The sequence below is a fragment of the Alcanivorax quisquiliarum genome (genome assembly GCF_023051175.1).
Classification (GTDB): domain Bacteria; phylum Pseudomonadota; class Gammaproteobacteria; order Pseudomonadales; family Alcanivoracaceae; genus Isoalcanivorax; species Isoalcanivorax quisquiliarum.
On sequence record NZ_JALKII010000016.1, the window covers coordinates 1 to 16,986 of the forward strand.

Consider the following 16,986-nt stretch of genomic DNA (forward strand, 5'->3'; position numbering starts at 1 on the left):
CAACGGGAGGTGGGTGCCATGGCAGGGTTTGTAGAGCGCAGCAGAGAAGAGGGGCGGCAAGAAGGCCGTCAAGAGGGATGGCAAGAAGGCCGCCAAGAGGGATGGCAAGAAGGCCGTCAAGAGGGGCGACAAGAAGGCTGGAAAGAAAGTTGCCTGGTCATTGCGAGCAGGCTGATTCGCAATACCTCAATGGACGACGCCGGCATCGCCGAGATCACCGAGCTTCCCGAGGCCGAGATTCGGGCATTGCGGCAGAAAACTGCCCGATAGGCTCCCGCCGAGCCCCCTCTACGCGTTGGCAGGGGCACCAGAAAGACCAGATCATCGCTCGTGCTACCGACGTCTTGGCGTAGTCGGTATTCCCGTCTTCCGTTGTCGAGTTGGCGTACACGCCGGTGCGGGCACGCCTGGCCCGCGCAACTGATAATCTGCCGTTCCTTGATGCTGGCCCTACGTTCAGTCGCACTTTTGCCCGGCTTACCTGATCGGAAATTGACGCAATATTTGTTTTGTCATCACCCACCTCGGGGATGTTGCAGTTTCTGTGCGGCCTTAGACTTTTCCCTCGTAAAACTCAGCTAGAGGCGTTATCCATCAAGGGGAATATGATGAGAAATTCTGGGCTATTCACGACAACCGCCGTCGCGGCATCTTTTGCACTGCTGATGACGGCTTGCGGTGGTGGCGGCAGCAGCTCCCGTAGCGTTGACACTTCGGAAATCGGGGTTTTTACCGACGGCCCTGTTGCTGGCGTTGCTTATAAGACAGAAACCAGATCCGGCGTGACCAACGCCAGCGGGGAGTTCAGGTTTTTCCCCGGTGAAACGGTTACATTCACCATCGGCGATGTAGATTTGCCTTCTGTCGCAGCCACTGGCCGTATCACGCCGCTGGATATGGGAACGGTGACGAACGGCGAGCTGTCGAATGAGGTGATCAATATACTGCGTCTGCTTCAGACACTGGATGAGGATGGGGATCCTGACAATGGCATTCAGATCCCGAAAGGTTCGCTGATCGGGGTGGACCCGGACTTCAGTGCCGAGCCATCCCAGTTTGAAATTCAGGTCGGCCTGCCGCTCATTAGCGAAGCGGAGGCGAAAGAACATTTCTTCGATTCGGAAAAGGCCAGTTTGCGCAAGAGCTGGGTTTACGAGGAAACCGATGGCAACATCAACGTGCTCACTTTCATCAGCGATAATGAATATATCATCGCCCATTCGAACGCAGATAATGTAAGCCAGGTCGCTGCTTCAGCCGAGTACGGAACTTATACACTGGACCCTCTGACAGGCGAATTTGAGGTGGCAGTCATAGAAGAATCAGACTGCTCCGGTGGGTTTGACGAGAGTAGTTGGACACTCCGTTTCCAGGGCGCAGATCTGGTACTTACGCCGCAAGGCAGCGATGACGAGGCCGCAATCCGCTTCCTGCCAGTAGAAAGTGCCACCAATCCACTGATTGGCGCATGGCTTGTCACTGAAGCGCCAGGACAGTTTAACGTGCTGACATTCCTCGACGAAAACCGGTATGTGGTTGCCCACAACAGCAATGCAGAAGCCTATCAGGATTCCGCGGAGTTGCGATGCGAGGACGACGTAATTTATGAAGCAGGGCAAGCTTTCAAAGTATCTTCCGAGTGGGGGGAGTACCAGTTCTCGCAGGGTAGATTCCGGGTCACCGGAAACCATGCCGAGACTGACGGGCCAGGCGGCCTCTACGACAAAACCGGCAATATGGGCCTGGTCGCAGATGTCGAGGTGAGCCCCTACGGTGACTTGCACTTCCTGCCCGAGACGGAGGATAGTTTCTCTGCCATGCGTATTGGCCGCTTCGAGGTAGCGCTACAGGATCTCGCCGGTAAAAAGAGCACCGTCACGATCGAAAGGGTGGCCACTAACGCCTTCACGGAAGGCCAGGCGAGAGCGTTTGAATTTACCTTGGCAGGTGAAGAGGGCTCGCCCCAGGTCTGGCTGCACAGTGACGGCGCTGGGCAGATAGCCTTCGCACCAGACGAACACAGCACTATCGAGAGTTGGCGTGTGGTGCCAGGGGTCGGCACGTTAGTATTCGAGGAACGGATGGAAGGTGAGAGCTCCACCAGCACCTGGGCTTTTGCCCCGATCAGGGCTCGAGGCGCCCAAGAAAAAGCACTGGTAGATTTTGGCTCGCAGTTCTTCTTTATCAGCGAACTGCAAGAAATAATGGATTAACAGTCACCGGCGGGCCGGTGTGGCCCGCCTTGATTGCTCTGGTGATGATAGGCTGCGGTCTGGCTGATAGTCAGGTTTCGTAACGTTTCGCGCAGGGCTTTCAAGCCCTGCCCCTGTTAGGTATCTTTATATCTTGGCTCGGTGGGTGCTGCTGCGCCGACCAGTTATTCGGGCACACGGTGCCAGCATCTGCCGGGAGAGCAGTGGGGACGACAAGATATTTTGTAAAGGGGGCAGCATGGATGCACTGCTGGATTTTGTTGGCGAAATATATGAAGCCTCTTGCAATACACGTCACTGGGACAGTGTGGCAGAGAGCCTTTGCCGGCTGCTCAATGCCCGTTCCGGTGGTATTTTCATGGAAGATTATGAGGGCAAGATTCGCGGCATAATTGGTGCTTACGGTTTGCCCAAACCCGTCAGGGTTGCGTACCGATTCGGCATGTCCCGATACGATTATACCTTTCAGTTACAACGACGCGACCCGCCGGGTAAGGCTCGCCAGTTGATAGATGCACAAGCGATACGGCACCAGCATCCACTCTACTATCGGCTGATCCTCAAACCCAACGATATCGGCTTTCTCTGCAGCATGTCTTTTTATAATAACGAAGAGTGGCATGTGGGCCTGGCGTTGCACCGTTCATTCAATGCTGCTCCATTTTCCAGTGAGGACTGCACCACACTGCAGAGACTGTATCCGCACTTCAAGCGCGCAATGCGTATCCATAAAGAGCTGCAACAATTGCGCACCCGGCAGCAGAACCTGAGCAAGACACTGTCTCGACTGACTTTGGGTGTGATCATCGTCAGCCCCGACAGAGAGGTGGCATACTGCAACCCGGTGGCTGAGGCGCTATTGGCGCAGCAAGGAGCGTTGATCATCGACAGGCACGGCCGGCTCAAGGCTCATTATCCGGAGGAGAATCAGCGCCTGCAGACACTTATCGCGCATCTGGCCAGCGTCGACAAACAGGATATCACCACCCGAGATGAAGCTATCGGGCTCCACCATCCAGACAAAGAGCATGCGATCAATGTCATGCTGGCTACCCTGAACGAAGCATCAGACAGCATGCACCCGCCAGGTTATGTTGCGCTGTATTTGTGCGACCCGGAATCTGCCCTTAACCTCTCCGGCGATGCGTTGCGCAAGCTCTATAATATGACCCCGGCCGAAGCGCGCGTGGCAATCGCATTGGTGAATGGCCTTTCGCCCCGTGAAATCAGCGAACGGCATTGTGTCAGCATCGAGACGGTGCGTTCGCAGTTGAAGAGCATCTACTCGAAGATGGGCGTGAGCAAGCAGCAGGATGTTATTCGCGTCCTGCTCTCGGGGCGGATAGAAGCCCGCTCGTATTAACGGGGCTGGCTCAAGGCGCAGTCGCAGCCTGCGATTGTTCCCCAGGCTCAGAACTCTTCGTTGAAATCCTCCGCCCGGTAGGCGCTCGCCGAGCCTCATTATTGCTGGCCGAGCAATTTAGTATTTGCTGCGCTTCCGCCAATAGCCAGGTTTTCGGGAATGGTGAGCAACGGCTATGACTACAGCTTCTTCTGGCAGTTCAAGGGCGACTATATCGTAAGGGAAGCGTTCCAGAATCAGGCGTCTTGCACCGGTATCACCGGCTTCTTCCGGGAAGGGTATCAAAGGGATGAAGTTTTCTTCAATAACGTCAATGGCGGCCTCAACAGCAGTAAAGAAAACGGCCCCGAGCCCAGGTTGCTCATATTCATACCATCAGCTGCCTCTATCGCTTCCTGCGCGGCCTCTTCCAGTATCCTTACTGTCCGCACTGTTACTGGCCTAACCTCGTTCGCATCCTGGATCGAAATTCGTCACGGCTGAGCAAGGTGGCTTTTCCGTCTTTGACCTTGGATACACGGCGAGCAACTTCATCGTTCCAGGCCTGCTCTACTGTGTCGTCACGAGGGCCGTCCAGGCTCATTATCAGCTCCCGAGCCAGCGCTGCACGCTCCGGCTTGGAGAGAGTCGAAATTTGCGAGCGTAGCCGGTCTAATGTTTCGGTAGTCATAGTGACTCCGCGACGAGGGGTGATACAGCTATGCTATCCCGATTCAAAAGCCCTAACAAGGCGAGTCACGGCGACACATATTCATTGTGGCTTCGCCTTCATTCTGTAGTCGCACGTGCTAGGCGCCGCCGCTCCCCCCCCAGCTTCAGCCGCTGCGCTGCCAGCCACAGCCCATATTGCATATTGCATATTGAGAGAAGCACTCAGAACTCTTCGTTGAAATCCTCCGGCTCCGCCGGGATGGCGTGCCGCTCAGCTGCCCAATCACCCAGGTCGATCAGCTTGCAGCGTTCCGAGCAGAAAGGGCGCCAGGGATTATCGCTGCGCCACTGGATCGGCTTGCGGCACTGCGGGCAGGGGATGATACGGGCGGGCTTGCTCGCAGCATTTTCTGTCATGGTTCAGCCTCCTGCGGAAGAAGTGGCGGCCAGCGCCAGATAACGTGCGTGCAGGATATCAAGATCACGGTGGAGATGGCCAAGCAGGCCATCATTGAGCAGCACATCATCCGCACGCGCACGTTTCTGCTCGCGGGGCATTTGCGCGGCAATGATAGCTTCGACCTGCTTCAGTGACACGCCATCACGCGCCGTGGCCCGTGCCACCTGCAAAGCCTCTGGCGCATCAATCAGCAGTACGCGGTCAGCAAGCTCGTGCTGCCGGGTTTCCAGCAGCAGGGGAGATACCAGCAGCGTATAAGCGGAAGCCGAAGCGGCGATCTGACGGCGAATCTCATGGTTGATCGCAGGGTGGGTAATGGCTTCCAGTGCCTGGCGCTGGGCCGGATCGGCAAACACGATCTCGCGCAGCGCACGGCGATCCAGGCCGCCATCAGCAGCGATCACCGTATCACCGAAATGTTGCCGAATGGCTTCCAGCGCAGGTTGCCCGGGGGTGACGACAATGCGCGAGGCAACATCGGCATCCACCACCGTAATGCCCTTGGCTGCGAGATAATCCGACGCGGCAGTCTTGCCGCTGCCGATGCCACCGGTCAGACCTACAACAAACATCCTGGCTCCTCCGGCACGACGGCGGCCGGCCGGGCTGCGCCAGCGCAGCCCTTCATGCACCTGCGGCCGCTCGCGCAGCGGTCAGAATTTCATCAGGCCGAGATAGGCATCCACAATCTGGTTGCCCCACAGTAGCGCGATCAGGCCAGCGCCGGCCAGATAAGGGCCGAAAGGAATACCCTGGCCGCGCTGCACCGCACCAGTGGCGAGCAGCAAGCCGCCGGCCACGGCGCCGACGAGAGACGATAGCAGAATCACCAGCGGCAGCAACTGCCAGCCCAGCCAGGCGCCGAGCGCGGCGAGCAGCTTGAAGTCGCCATAGCCCATGCCTTCCTTGCCGGTCAGCAATTTGAACACCCAATAAAGGCTCCAGAGCGCGAGGTAGCCCACCGCAGCGCCGAATAACGCATCATGCAGCGGCACGGGTGAAATGCCTGCCCAAGAGGCCAACAGCGCCGCCCACAGTAGCGGATAATTCAGCACATCTGGCAACAAGGTGGTGTCAAAATCAATCAGCGCCAGCGTCAGCAGCATCCACAGCGCAAACACCAGCAGCACCAGCCATGCGCCATAGCCGGCATGCCAGGCGGCCAGCGCGCCAAGCAGCCCGGCAGCCAGCTCCACCACCGGGTAGCGAGCAGAAATACGTTTGCCGCACTGGCTGCATTTTGCTCGCAGCGCCAGCCAGCTCACTACCGGGATATTTTCAAACCAGCGAATCTGGTGGTTGCAATGGGGGCAATGCGAGCGCGGCACCATCAGGTTGAAGCGCTCGGCGGGCGGCTCCGCAGGCAGATCCAGCAAGTTGCGCGCTTCGATGCGCCAGCCGGCCTCCATCATGCGCGGCAGCCGGTATACCACCACATTGATAAAGCTGCCGATCAGCAGGCCGAGAACAAATAGCACTGCGATCAGCAGTGCAGGATGATTTTGCAGTAATAGCGTCAGGGTCATGTGGGTGCTTACATCATGTTGCCGAGCTGGAAGATAGGCAGGTACATGGCAACAATCAGGCCGCCCACCACGATACCGAGAAAACTCATGATCAGTGGCTCCATCATACTGGTGAGGCCGTCCACTGCGTTATCCACTTCGTCTTCAAAATGCTGCGCCACCTTGGCCAGCATGTCGTCCAGCGCACCGGATTCTTCGCCAATGGCGGTCATTTGCAGCGCCATGCTGGGGAACACGCCGGTGGAACGCATCGCAAACTGCAACTGCTGGCCGGTCGAAACATCGTCACGAATCCGGTACACCGCCTCGCGATAAACGGCATTGCCAGTCGCCCCGGCGCAGGCTTCCAGAGCATCAATCAGAGGTACCCCGGCCGAAAAGGTCGTTGAAAGCGTACGGGAATAACGCGCCACCGTGGCCTTGTAGATAATATCGCCCACCACCGGCAGCTTGAGATAGAGCCGATCCAGCCCGTCGGAGAACGCCTTGGAACGGCGCTTGAGGGTGGTGATGCCGAAGATAAAGGCAGCGATGCCGATCAGGATCATCAGGCCGTTCTTCTGCATGCTCTCGGAGAGATTGATCACGAACTGCGTCATCGCCGGCAATTCGGCGCCAAAGCCTTCGAACAGTGTCTGGAAGGTGGGCACCACCTTTACCAGCAGAATGCCGGTCACAATCCCCGCCACCACCATGACCGTGGTGGGGTATTTCATGGCTTTCTTGATCTTGGCCTTCAGCGCCTCGCTCTTTTCCTTGTACAGCGCCACCCGATCCAGCATGGTTTCCAGCGCACCGGATTGCTCACCGGCTTCCACCAGGCTGCAATACAGATCATCAAAATATTTGGGATGGTTGCGCAGCGCGTTGGCAAAGTTGGTACCGCCTTCGATATCCGATTTGATCCGCAGCACCACCTCTTTCATTGAGGGGTTATCCAGCCCTTCAGCTACGATCTCGAACGACTGCACCAGCGGCACCCCGGCCTTCATCATCGTGGCCAGCTGACGAGTGAAGATCGCGATATCGGCGGGCTTGATCGCCTTTTTGCCACCGAAGGAGAACTCGCTCTTCTTGCGCACACGGCGCACGTTGATGCCCTGCTTGCGTAGCTCGGCCCGCGCCATTGCCGGGTTGGTGGATAGCAGCTCGCCCTTGATCCGGGCGCCCTTGCGGTCCGTTCCTTCGTAGGTAAAAGTGCTTTTCTTTGCTTCTTTGATCGCCGCTGCTTTCGCCATACTCAATTCCCGGAGGTGACGCGGTTGACTTCTTCAAGGCTGGTCACGCCTTGCATGACCTTGACGAGCCCCGAGCGCGTCAGGTCATTAAAGCCTTCCTTGCGGCACTGATCCGCAATCTGGATCGAGTTGCCTTCTTCCATAATGATGCGGGCAATACCGTCGGTAATCTTGACCACCTCGTAGATCCCCACCCGCCCCTTGTAACCGTTATTGCACTTCTCACACCCCTGCGGTGCAAACACCTTGAAACCCGTCGCCAGATCTTCCTCGGTAAAACCCAGCTCGCGCAGCGACTGCTCCGGCACATCACTGGGTTGCTTGCAGTGCTCGCACAACCGGCGCGCCAGCCGCTGGGCAATAATCAGGATCACCGAGGTAGCGATGTTGAAGGAAGGGATGCCCATATTGCGCAGCCGGGTCAGGGTTTCCGGCGCGCTGTTGGTGTGCAGGGTCGAGAGCACCAGGTGGCCCGTCTGTGCCGCCTTGACGGCAATATTGGCCGTCTCCAGATCCCGGATCTCCCCCACCAGAATCACATCCGGGTCTTGCCGCAGAAACGATTTCAGCGCCGCGGCGAAATCCATCCCCGTCTTGGTATTGACGTTGACCTGATTCACGCCCTCAAGGTTGATCTCCACCGGATCTTCTGCGGTAGAGATATTGCGCTCCGGCGTATTGAGGATATTGACCCCGGTATAAAGCGATACCGTCTTGCCCGAGCCCGTCGGCCCCGTCACCAGAATCATGCCCTGAGGCTTTTCCAGTGCATCAAGATAGAGCTGCTTTTGCACCTCTTCATAACCGAGCGCATCAATACCCATCTTCGCGCTCTCGGGATCAAGAATCCGCAGCACGATCTTCTCACCGAAGAGGGTAGGGCAGGTATTGACACGAAAATCGATCGAGCGAGTCTTGGATACCTTGAGCTTGATCCGGCCATCCTGCGGCACGCGTCGCTCCGAGATATCCAGCTGCGACATCACCTTCAGCCGGGCAGCAATCTTGCCCGCGCTATTGGAAGGCGGCTTGGCAATCTCGCGCAGGATGCCATCCTGCCGAAAGCGCACGCGGTAAGTCTTCTCGTAAGGCTCGAAGTGCAGGTCAGAGGCCCCTATCTTGATCGCATCCAGCAGCAGCTTGTTCACAAACCGCACAATCGGCGCATCATCCGCGGCCGAGGTGGCATCCTCCTCCGCCGCCTCGCCGGGTTCGCCGCTGCTGATATCAATATCATCCAGGCCCTCGTCAAGATCCTTGAAGGCACCGCCTTCGGCCTCATTGACAACGGCATCGATCATGGTGCCGAGCTTGTCTTCCTCGGCAATCACCGTCTCGATATTCAGGCCGGTATTGAAGCGCAGGTCTTCCAGCGCCTGGAGGTTGGTCGGATCAGATACCGCCACAAACAGCCGGCTGCCACGGCGATACAGCGGCAGCACCCGGTATTTCTCCAGCAGCTTGTGATCCACTAGCCCCTTGGTCAGCGTATCCGGGTTGACGGCGGCGAGATCAATGATCGGATCGCCAAACTCATCTGCCACCACACGCGCCACATCAGCGGCCCGAGCCATGCCCCGCCGCACCACATAAGTGACCAGATTGAGTTTTTCCTGCCGGGCGCCATTGAGCGCCTCCCGTGCTGCTTCTTCAGCGAGCACAGCGTCATCGACAAGCCTGCGGGCAAGGCCGCTCAATTGCATTGACATGCTGGTTTCAGCCGTGATGGTTGATCATTTTCTTTTATTGTCTGCCGCCGCCAAGCCGAAGCTGGGGCGATCACCGGCTCCCTCCGAACCCGACTCACTCTACACAGAAAGCACAACCGCATCCAGCGACCGGGTTCGCAAACTGTGTCACCTTCTTTTAGTGGTGGCACGTAGGAAGGGCCGCGCCATAACGCATCAGGCTGCTCGAAATATAAGCAGCATAACGGCAACAGGGTGCCGCAACGGTGCGCCATAATTGTCAGGTCGCCATGACAATAAATGTCATGTTGTGACGGTGCCCGTCAGAGTCGGAAGTGATTGATCCATAAGCCGAAGTAAAAACCGGCAGCCGTTCCGCCTTTCAGCCAAAGGCCGTTGCTTTTGGCCCGCGATATGCATTACAACTCTCAGCGTCGTCTGCCGCCGGGGACTGGACCGGGGGGGCGGGCCAATAAAAAGGTTTTCACGAACCAAGATGACTGGAGTGACTGTTATGAAACAGGTTCAGAAAGGTTTTACCTTGATTGAACTGATGATCGTGGTTGCGATCATCGGTATTCTGGCGGCGATCGCGATTCCGCAGTATCAGAACTATATTGCACGTTCGCAGGTGAGCCGGGTGATGGCTGAGACTGGTGCGCTGCGTACGGCGATTGAAAGCTGCATGATGAATGGCATTGAAGAGACGGATTGTGAGATTGGCTGGACTACTAGTAACCTTCTCGGTGACGGCGGCGTAGAAACCAACCAAGACGGGCTTGTAGTTACTTACAGCTTGGATGACGGGACAGCCTCTATCGCGGCTACATTCGGTGGCAATGCGGCTTCCGCCATTCGTAATGGCGGTACTCTCACCTGGACTCGGGCAGGTAATGCGGATGCCGATAACCCCCCGGGCTCATGGAGCTGCGCGACAACTGTTGATGCAAGCTACGCACCGCCGGGTTGCGAGTCTGAAGCTGCTGGTGGCTGATCGCATTTAAAATCGATAGGCTTCAGGGAAGGCGCTCAACAGAGCGCCTTCTTTTTCGCCGCGTACTTTACATGGGGTTTGCCCCAAGATGCGATTTGAAATTATCAAGAAGTAATGGATGAAAACCCGCATTTACAGGCCGGTTAGAGGTAGAGATTTTGCTGTAGTGGTCATCCTGCTATTGCTAGCAGCAGTCATTATACACCTCAAAATAGCTCGCCCTCTCGTATTGCCCCGCCTCGCATTTCCAATTGAATCCATGCTCTCCGGATGGGCCGCTGACTGCTCTTCGAGTTCGCCAGAGTGGCTTGGGCGCTTCGGGCGGGCCGCTGGCTGGCATGGTGGGTCACTGGCGGGCCAGGCGACCTACATTTCACCGCAAGGCGAGATATCGTATTGCGAGCGCGGCTGGCGCAATGGGGCCTGGGGCCAGGCGGTCACTCCCGAAACACGGTTCCGCTTCGCCAGCGCCACGAAAGTGCTCACCGCCGATGCCGTGCTGGCGGCGGCCAACGAGCAAAAGCTGGCGCTGGATGATCCGTTTCTGATTTATTTGCCGGAGTTGGAAAGCGTTGCCGATGAGCGGCTGAAAACCGTGACACTCCGCCAGTTACTGAACCATTCCGCCGGCTTCGATCGGCTGAAGACGCCAGACACCATGTTCGCCCATGCGAAAACTCCCTGGTGCCCCGGCGATCTCGCCCGCCTGGAGCGTATAAAGCTGGATTTTGATCCGGGCGCCCGGCACGCCTATGGCAATCTAGGCTATTGCCTGCTGGGTGTGGTGCTGGAGCGCGTCTACGATGAGCCTTTCAGAGAATTAGTAGAGCGCCGCTACGCCTTGAGCGATTACCGGCTGGCATTTGTGGATGGGCCTTATCTGCCAGATGAAGTGCGCTATGATTTCCGCAATAGCAACTTCTATATGGAAAACTATTACCGTTATTTTGATTTTGATGCGTTATCTTCCTCGGCCGGGTTGTCTGGCAGCGCCCTTGGCTACGCCAGGCTGATTCACCAGATGCTTGATCGTGAGCCGCATTCCCTGCGCGATACCGAGAGTGGTGGCGCGTGCAGGCGTGACGAGTTTCGTTCCTGCTATGGACATGCGTTCAATATCTACCAGCGCGAAGATGATCCGCTGGTCACTTACATTCAGAGTGGTAACCTGATCGGTGCATCATCTCTGGCCGTGGTAGATCACCATGGCGGCGTGCTGGTCTGGGTGGGCAACGGCATGCCTCGCGATATGCAGGCGGCGATGGACACGATAAAAGAGCGTGCATATAGCGCATTGAGCGAGCATTACAGGCACCATTAAAAGAAGCCATTCGGGGGAGCGGCATGTCACCAGATCCAAAGCGATTTTCGCGGCTATTGTTTTATGTGTCTTCCGCCTTTATCAGTGTGTACCTGCTCGCATCATTATGGCGCCTGTTTCAGGCTCACCGTAACCCCGAAACCGTGCTGCCCGATGATGTATCGCCAGCGGTTGATTTGATCGTAATTGCTACCGTTATCCTGGCCTACGGCATCTTTCTGCTGATTCGTTACCTGCAAGGCCGGGAAGAGCGCGATTTTCGGCGATATTACAACCAGCGCAAGCAGGATCGGCGCGGAGCATGAACCAGCCATCTGCCGGTATCCGCTATAGCCCCAGCCTCGATGGCCTGCGTGCGATAGCAGCGCTCATTATTGTTTTCTATCACGCCAAGCCGCCTTCATTCTCCGGTGGGTTCTTCGGGGTAGATGTCTTTTTCGTCTTGTCCGGTTTTCTGATTACCCGTTTATTGCTCGTTGAGCACGCGGCGGCAGGGCGAATCGATTACGCTGCTTTTATGGGGCGTCGCCTGCGCCGGTTGGCCCCTGCGCTCTGGTTGTTCTTGCTGGCCTATCTAGTGGTGGCGCCACTGGTTTTTATTGAAACACCGTGGCTGAAGCATGCGAGAGATGCAGGCTGGTCTGCCGTTTATCTCGTCAATTATGCGTCAAGCCTGAGCACTGGCGTATCAATACTGGGGCATATCTGGAGCCTGGCGGTAGAAATGCAGTTCTATCTGCTATGGCCGTTGCTGCTTGGCGTGCTGTTGCGCTTTCCTCGTCATGCCGTGATCGGTGCCATGGTGTTGCTGTTTGTGTGTGCCACAGCTTGGCGCTGGTGGGCTGCGGAGAACTTCGGCAATGTCTGGGATTTTTATGTGCGCGCCGATACGCGCGCCAGTGGCTTGTTGCTGGGATGCCTGCTTGGCTATCTGAATTGCCAGATCAATGTGCGCTGGGCATGGCCGGCCTGCCTGATTCTTGCTTTCGCCATGACATTCTACAGCACTCACTGGCTTGCATCGGCCCGCTATGGCTTCACGCTGGCCGAAATCGGTGCCGCCTTGCTGATCATGTCCCAGCCCACCTGGCTGGGAAACCGCATACTGGTCTGGATAGGAACGCTCTCTTACGGTCTGTATCTGTGGCATTACCTGTTTATGCGCATCCTCCGGGAGTGGGGCTGGGAGTGGCCGGAAACGTTGGCGATCGGCGGAGCGCTAGGGCTCGTGGCTGCAGTGCTCAGTTATCATTTTGTCGAGCGACGCTTTTACCGGCGCCGCACAGATCAAAAGCCGGAACAAAAGCCGGGACACGCATAAAAACAAAAGCCGGGACACGCATAAACGCAGAAAATCCGGGACACGCATAAACTATAATCAATCGGGGACACGCATAAACTAAGCGATTTCTTACAGCGATCGCAGTCATAAGCTGACAGTCGCGCAGTCTTTTTCCGGGTACTGTGGCAGCTCGATGAGCAAGGAGCGCTGTCATGACCCACTCCCGAGCCTCTCAGGTTTCCCTGGAGGAGACCCCTTATTATCACTGCATTTGCCGGTGTGTTCGGCGGGCATTTCTGTGCGGCAAGGATCATTATTCTGGCCAGGATTACGAGCATCGCCGGCAGTGGGTGGTGAGCAGGCTGGCTTTGCTGGTGGATGTCTTTGCCATTGATTTGTGCGCCTATGCGGTGATGTCTAACCACTATCATCTGATATTGAAGATAGACCGGCTCCGTGCGCTGTCGTGGTCGCCGGAAGAGGTGGCTCTGCGCTGGATGCAGCTGTTTTCGGGCCATCCTCTGGTGATGCGCTGGCAAGCCACCACCGGCAAGGGCTAGACAGCCATGCCCGTTACGGGTATGTTTTGGCCGGTGGATGAGTATGAAGGTTTTGAAGCGAAAGGATTTTGCGCGGTGGCAAGCGGGCGAGAAACTGTCCGATACGGCCCTGTGCAAGGCAGTCCAGGAAATGGAGAGTGGGCTAATTGATGCCGACTTGGGCGGCCACCTCTATAAGAAGCGGGTCGCCCGCTCTGGTGCGGGTAAGAGCGGTGGCTACCGCACCGTGTTATCGGCCCGTGTTGGCCACCGTTATGTATTTCTGCACGGGTTCCCGAAAAGCGACAAGGCGAACATTACGCGGGAAGAGAGAAAAGCGCTGCAATATGCCGGTAAGGTATTTCTAGAGCTGTCGGCCAAGGAATTGGTGAAGGCATTTCAGGCTGATGTTCTGTTGGAGGTATGTTGTGACAAGTAAAATCATCGAATCCTTGCGCGGTGATCTGGCCGCATTGCAAGACGCTGGCGCAATCAGCAAAGTGACGATGCGTGAATTCGACGCGATCTGCCCACCGCCGGTGCGCGAGTTCAGCGCCGACGACATCAAGCGTCTGCGTGAAGCATTGCACTTCAGTCAGCCAGTGTTCGCCCATTACCTGCACACGACGGCTTCGACGGTACGTAAGTGGGAACAGGGTGAAACACGCCCAGCAGGCCCGGCGCTCAAGCTGCTCAACGTCATCGCCGACAAGGGTTTGCAGGCCATTATCTGATGAGTGTGCGAAGAAGAATCAATGAACCAAGGAAATCAATCAGGGACACGCATAAATCAATCAGAACTAAGCGACCGGAGGATAGCGACCGGGACACGCATAAACTAAGCGATTTCTTACAGCGATCGCAGCCATAAGCTGACAGCCGCGCAGTCTTTTTCGGGGTACTGTGGCAGTTCGATGAGCAAGGAGCGCTGTCATGACCCAATCCCGAGCCTCTCAGGTTTCCCTGGAGGCGACCCCTTATTATCACTGCATTTGCCGGTGTGTTCGGCGGGCATTTCTGTGCGGCAAGGATCATTATTCTGGCCAGGATTACGAGCATCGCCGGCAGTGGGTGGTGAGCAGGCTGGCTTTGCTGGTGGATGTCTTTGCCATTGATTTGTGCGCCTATGCGGTGATGTCCAACCACTATCATCTGATATTGAAGATCGACCGGCTCCGTGCGCTGTCGTGGTCGCCGGAAGAGGTGGCTCTGCGCTGGATGCAGCTGTTTTCGGGCCATCCTCTGGTGACGCGCTGGCAAGCCGGCATCGCCGATGCAATTGAAACCAGCACGGCATTGGAAATCATCGAGTGCTGGCGAGCCCGGCTGTTTGATCTTGGCTGGTTCATGAAATGCCTGAATGAGCATCTGGCCCGCAGAGCCAATGCCGAAGACAAATGTACAGGGCGCTTCTGGGAGAGCCGCTACAAGAGCCAGGCGCTGCTGGATGAAAAATCATTGTTACGATGCATGGCCTACGTGGATCTCAATCCGGTTCGGGCCGGCGTGGCGGCTACGCCGGAGGCATCGGATTACACCTCTGTACAGCAGCGCAGCGCGGTGCTCAGGGCAGCCAACCCCGAGGCAGAGGGGCCGCAGTTATTGCCGTTTAAAGACGAGCATATTATCGCGGCAGAGGAAGGCGCCGCAGCCGAGGAAGGCGCTACGCTGAATCTGGTAGGTCTGTTGGACTACCTTGAGCTTGTCGACGCCACTGGTAGAGCAATTATTGCCGGCAAACGTGGTGCTATCCCTGGCAGTGCTGCGGGGGTGCTTGATCGGCTAGGTATCGACCGGCGCGCCTGGCTGACGCAGATGGTGCCCCGACGAGGCCGGGTGCCGATGGCGTTGGGATCGCTGGCTCGGTTGCAGGCTTTTGCGGCGTCGACGGGGCGGTGCTGGATCGCTGGGCAGAAGTTTGCCTGTGCTTTGGGGTAGACGCCCTGAACTGTTTGCTGGCGAGGTTCACTGATCCTTGATCGCTGTTCCGGCCTTGGGCGCTTGGGCGTTGGGGTGTTCCAACTGGTTGTTCGCCAGCAGTCTGCGCGGCGACTTGAGTTCTCTGTGGATGTAATAACAATGTTGCAACGTTTCGCCGGCGAATCTATGATGATCAAAGTCGGTTTGTGGAGAGCAGGCAAATGAGCTCAAAAGCTAAAATTCGCAGAATGGGTAATTCTCAAGGGGTGCTGATCCCTCGGCCGCTGCTGGCTGCCGCGGGCCTGAAAGTAGATGAGAGCATAGAGATCACGCCCGTTGACGGGAAGCTCGTGATCGCCCGTGCCACGCCGGAGCTTTCCCTTGACGAGTTGCTAGGTGGAATCACTGAGGCAAACCTTCATGGTGAGGTGGATAGCGGAGCGGCTGTGGGTGTGGAGGCGCTTTGACGGCCGCTGTGAAAAAAACGGCTGAAGTGCCGGCTGCGGGCGATATTGTATGGCTCAACTTTACTCCCCAGGCGGGCCATGAGCAGGCAGGGCACCGGCCTGCGGTGGTGCTCAGCCCCGCTACATACAATCGTCGCACTGGCCTGATGATCTGTTGCCCTGTTACCACCCAGATCAAAGGCTATCCCTTCGAGGTCGCGCTGGCGGGCAGCCCCCCTAGTGTGGCCTTGGCCGATCAGGTCAAAAGCCTGGACTGGAAAGTTCGCAGGGCAAAGCGTAAAGGAAAAATCAAGGCGGCAGAGCTGGCTGAAATAAGGGCCAAGATAAAGCTGCTGATAGAAGGTTGATTTTCGCTACCTGAAGTGCGCGGTAGCAGTTGGATCCGCTGGCCAGGAACAGGAGGCCCGGAGAAAAATCGGGGCTATGCGCGGGATCAGATCTGGCTGATTGCGGTTCCGCCAAGTTGGCTTGGAGCTGCGTGTTAATCTGGGCAAACAGGCTCCAAACTCCACCAGACGGTTTCCCAGCACTGTTGCTACCTGTTTACGAATAACTAACCGGAAAATCCTTGATTAGTCATTCGTAAACGAGTCAGCCTTTGCTTGCCGTGATCTTTAAGCGGTCGCGCCAACTCTGCGGGTAAGGCCCACCGAACTGGCCAGTTGACGCGCTGTAATCGCCAAATGATGCTCCACAGCCTTAACCCTTTTCTTGTTCTATGCTTCGCTTGTCACGCAAGGAATGAGAAGAAAAAGCACCTCCAGCCGCCCCGTCGCCGGCGCGCACCAGCAGATATTCAGCGCCAGAAAGCGACTACTGAGCGATCTGCGAGCAGCTCTCTGTACACCGGTGTGGAACACCAGTGCATCACCCGGCTTGGTAGCTTCCGCCGGCGAGAGCCGCCTTGAGAGTATAAGTTTTATGCCGAATCAGCCAGCCTGCAAAACTTCGGCGCGCCTCGTGCTCTCCGTCCAGATCGCACTGATCTCTTGTATGGATTGTTCGATACACCCTGTCATGGCACCAGCCTCCTGCTAGTAGCATTGCTCCAAAGGTAGCCATTTCTATTGATCAACTGGCGATAATGAGGCTCAGCGAGCGCCTACCGGGCAGTTTTCTGCCGCAGCGCCCGAATCTCTGCCTCGGGAAGCTCAGTGATCTCGGCGATGCCGGCGTCGTCCATCGAGGTATTGCGAATCAGCCTGCTCGCAATGGTCAGGCAACTTTCTTTCCAGCCTTCTTGTCGCCCCTCTTGACGGCCTTCTTGCCGCCCCTCTTCTCTGCTGCGCTCTACAAACCCTGCCATGGCACCCACCTCCCGTTG

General features: G+C 57.0%; 20 protein-coding genes and 1 pseudogene. 14 read left to right on the forward strand and 7 right to left on the reverse strand.

Annotated elements, in window-relative coordinates; translation table 11 throughout:
* The 4 genes from MU846_RS14005 to MU846_RS14020 form a co-directional block, all read left to right on the forward strand.
* On the forward strand, positions 1 to 270 hold a 270-nt coding region (locus tag MU846_RS14005; protein WP_246953820.1), incomplete at its 5' end, for an RpnC/YadD family protein.
* A gap of 338 nt (positions 271 to 608) precedes the next feature.
* Positions 609 to 2,213, forward strand: coding sequence for a hypothetical protein (locus tag MU846_RS14010; protein WP_246953822.1), 1,605 nt, complete (start codon positions 609 to 611; stop codon positions 2,211 to 2,213).
* Between the two features lie 238 nt (positions 2,214 to 2,451).
* Positions 2,452 to 3,576 (forward strand): helix-turn-helix transcriptional regulator, encoded by a 1,125-nt coding sequence (locus MU846_RS14015; RefSeq protein WP_246953824.1) that lies wholly within the window; start codon positions 2,452 to 2,454, stop codon positions 3,574 to 3,576.
* A 159-nt stretch (positions 3,577 to 3,735) separates the two neighbouring features.
* Entirely contained in the window at positions 3,736 to 4,059 is a 324-nt protein-coding gene (locus tag MU846_RS14020) for a hypothetical protein (RefSeq protein ID WP_246953856.1), read from the forward strand.
* On the opposite strand, the gene MU846_RS14690 is transcribed toward MU846_RS14020, so the two are convergent.
* The 6 genes from MU846_RS14690 to pilB form a co-directional block, all read right to left on the reverse strand.
* On the reverse strand, positions 4,010 to 4,246 hold the full coding sequence (locus tag MU846_RS14690; RefSeq protein WP_306799429.1) for an addiction module protein: 237 nt from the start codon (positions 4,244 to 4,246) through the stop codon (positions 4,010 to 4,012). The genes MU846_RS14020 and MU846_RS14690 overlap by 50 nt on opposite strands.
* A gap of 203 nt (positions 4,247 to 4,449) precedes the next feature.
* A complete protein-coding gene (yacG, locus tag MU846_RS14030) occupies positions 4,450 to 4,644 on the reverse strand; it encodes a DNA gyrase inhibitor YacG (RefSeq protein WP_246953826.1) in 195 nt (64 codons plus the stop codon).
* A gap of 3 nt (positions 4,645 to 4,647) precedes the next feature.
* Entirely contained in the window at positions 4,648 to 5,259 is a 612-nt protein-coding gene (gene coaE, locus MU846_RS14035) for a dephospho-CoA kinase (protein WP_246953828.1), read from the reverse strand.
* Between the two features lie 81 nt (positions 5,260 to 5,340).
* Positions 5,341 to 6,213, reverse strand: a complete 873-nt coding sequence (locus MU846_RS14040; protein WP_246953830.1) for a prepilin peptidase — start codon at positions 6,211 to 6,213, stop codon at positions 5,341 to 5,343.
* A gap of 8 nt (positions 6,214 to 6,221) precedes the next feature.
* Positions 6,222 to 7,451, reverse strand: coding sequence for a type II secretion system F family protein (locus MU846_RS14045; RefSeq protein WP_246953832.1), 1,230 nt, complete (start codon positions 7,449 to 7,451; stop codon positions 6,222 to 6,224).
* 2 nt (positions 7,452 to 7,453) lie between these two features.
* Entirely contained in the window at positions 7,454 to 9,154 is a 1,701-nt protein-coding gene (pilB, locus tag MU846_RS14050) for a type IV-A pilus assembly ATPase PilB (protein ID WP_371739038.1), read from the reverse strand.
* A 499-nt stretch (positions 9,155 to 9,653) separates the two neighbouring features.
* On the opposite strand from pilB, the gene MU846_RS14060 reads away from it, so the two are divergent.
* The 10 genes from MU846_RS14060 (at position 9,654) to mazF (ending at position 16,009) form a co-directional block, all read left to right on the forward strand.
* Complete coding sequence (locus MU846_RS14060; RefSeq protein WP_306799430.1) at positions 9,654 to 10,133, forward strand: pilin; 480 nt, start codon at positions 9,654 to 9,656, stop codon at positions 10,131 to 10,133.
* Between the two features lie 259 nt (positions 10,134 to 10,392).
* Entirely contained in the window at positions 10,393 to 11,454 is a 1,062-nt protein-coding gene (locus tag MU846_RS14065) for a serine hydrolase domain-containing protein (RefSeq protein WP_246953836.1), read from the forward strand.
* A 23-nt stretch (positions 11,455 to 11,477) separates the two neighbouring features.
* A complete protein-coding gene (locus tag MU846_RS14070) occupies positions 11,478 to 11,759 on the forward strand; it encodes a hypothetical protein (RefSeq protein ID WP_246953838.1) in 282 nt (93 codons plus the stop codon).
* On the forward strand, positions 11,756 to 12,775 hold the full coding sequence (locus MU846_RS14075; protein ID WP_246953840.1) for an acyltransferase family protein: 1,020 nt from the start codon (positions 11,756 to 11,758) through the stop codon (positions 12,773 to 12,775). The genes MU846_RS14070 and MU846_RS14075 overlap by 4 nt, the downstream gene beginning before the upstream one ends.
* A gap of 173 nt (positions 12,776 to 12,948) precedes the next feature.
* Positions 12,949 to 13,296 (forward strand): transposase, encoded by a 348-nt coding sequence (locus MU846_RS14080; RefSeq protein WP_306799431.1) that lies wholly within the window; start codon positions 12,949 to 12,951, stop codon positions 13,294 to 13,296.
* 43 nt (positions 13,297 to 13,339) lie between these two features.
* Positions 13,340 to 13,714, forward strand: a complete 375-nt coding sequence (locus MU846_RS14085) for a type II toxin-antitoxin system RelE/ParE family toxin (RefSeq protein WP_246953842.1) — start codon at positions 13,340 to 13,342, stop codon at positions 13,712 to 13,714.
* Positions 13,704 to 14,009: a helix-turn-helix domain-containing protein gene (locus tag MU846_RS14090; RefSeq protein WP_442780658.1), complete on the forward strand. Its 306-nt coding sequence runs from the start codon at positions 13,704 to 13,706 to the stop codon at positions 14,007 to 14,009. Before MU846_RS14085 ends, MU846_RS14090 begins: the two co-directional genes overlap by 11 nt.
* Before the next feature lie 199 nt (positions 14,010 to 14,208).
* Entirely contained in the window at positions 14,209 to 15,213 is a 1,005-nt protein-coding gene (locus MU846_RS14095; protein WP_246953846.1) for a transposase, read from the forward strand.
* Positions 15,214 to 15,416: 203 nt separating this feature from the next.
* Complete coding sequence (locus tag MU846_RS14100) at positions 15,417 to 15,662, forward strand: AbrB/MazE/SpoVT family DNA-binding domain-containing protein (protein ID WP_246953848.1); 246 nt, start codon at positions 15,417 to 15,419, stop codon at positions 15,660 to 15,662.
* The gene (mazF, locus tag MU846_RS14105) at positions 15,659 to 16,009 is read left to right on the forward strand and encodes an endoribonuclease MazF (protein ID WP_246953850.1); all 351 of its coding nucleotides are present in this window, start codon (positions 15,659 to 15,661) and stop codon (positions 16,007 to 16,009) included. Before MU846_RS14100 ends, mazF begins: the two co-directional genes overlap by 4 nt.
* Before the next feature lie 755 nt (positions 16,010 to 16,764).
* Here the strand turns inward: mazF and MU846_RS14110 are convergent.
* Positions 16,765 to 16,986: pseudogene (locus tag MU846_RS14110) on the reverse strand (Rpn family recombination-promoting nuclease/putative transposase); the annotation flags it as partial.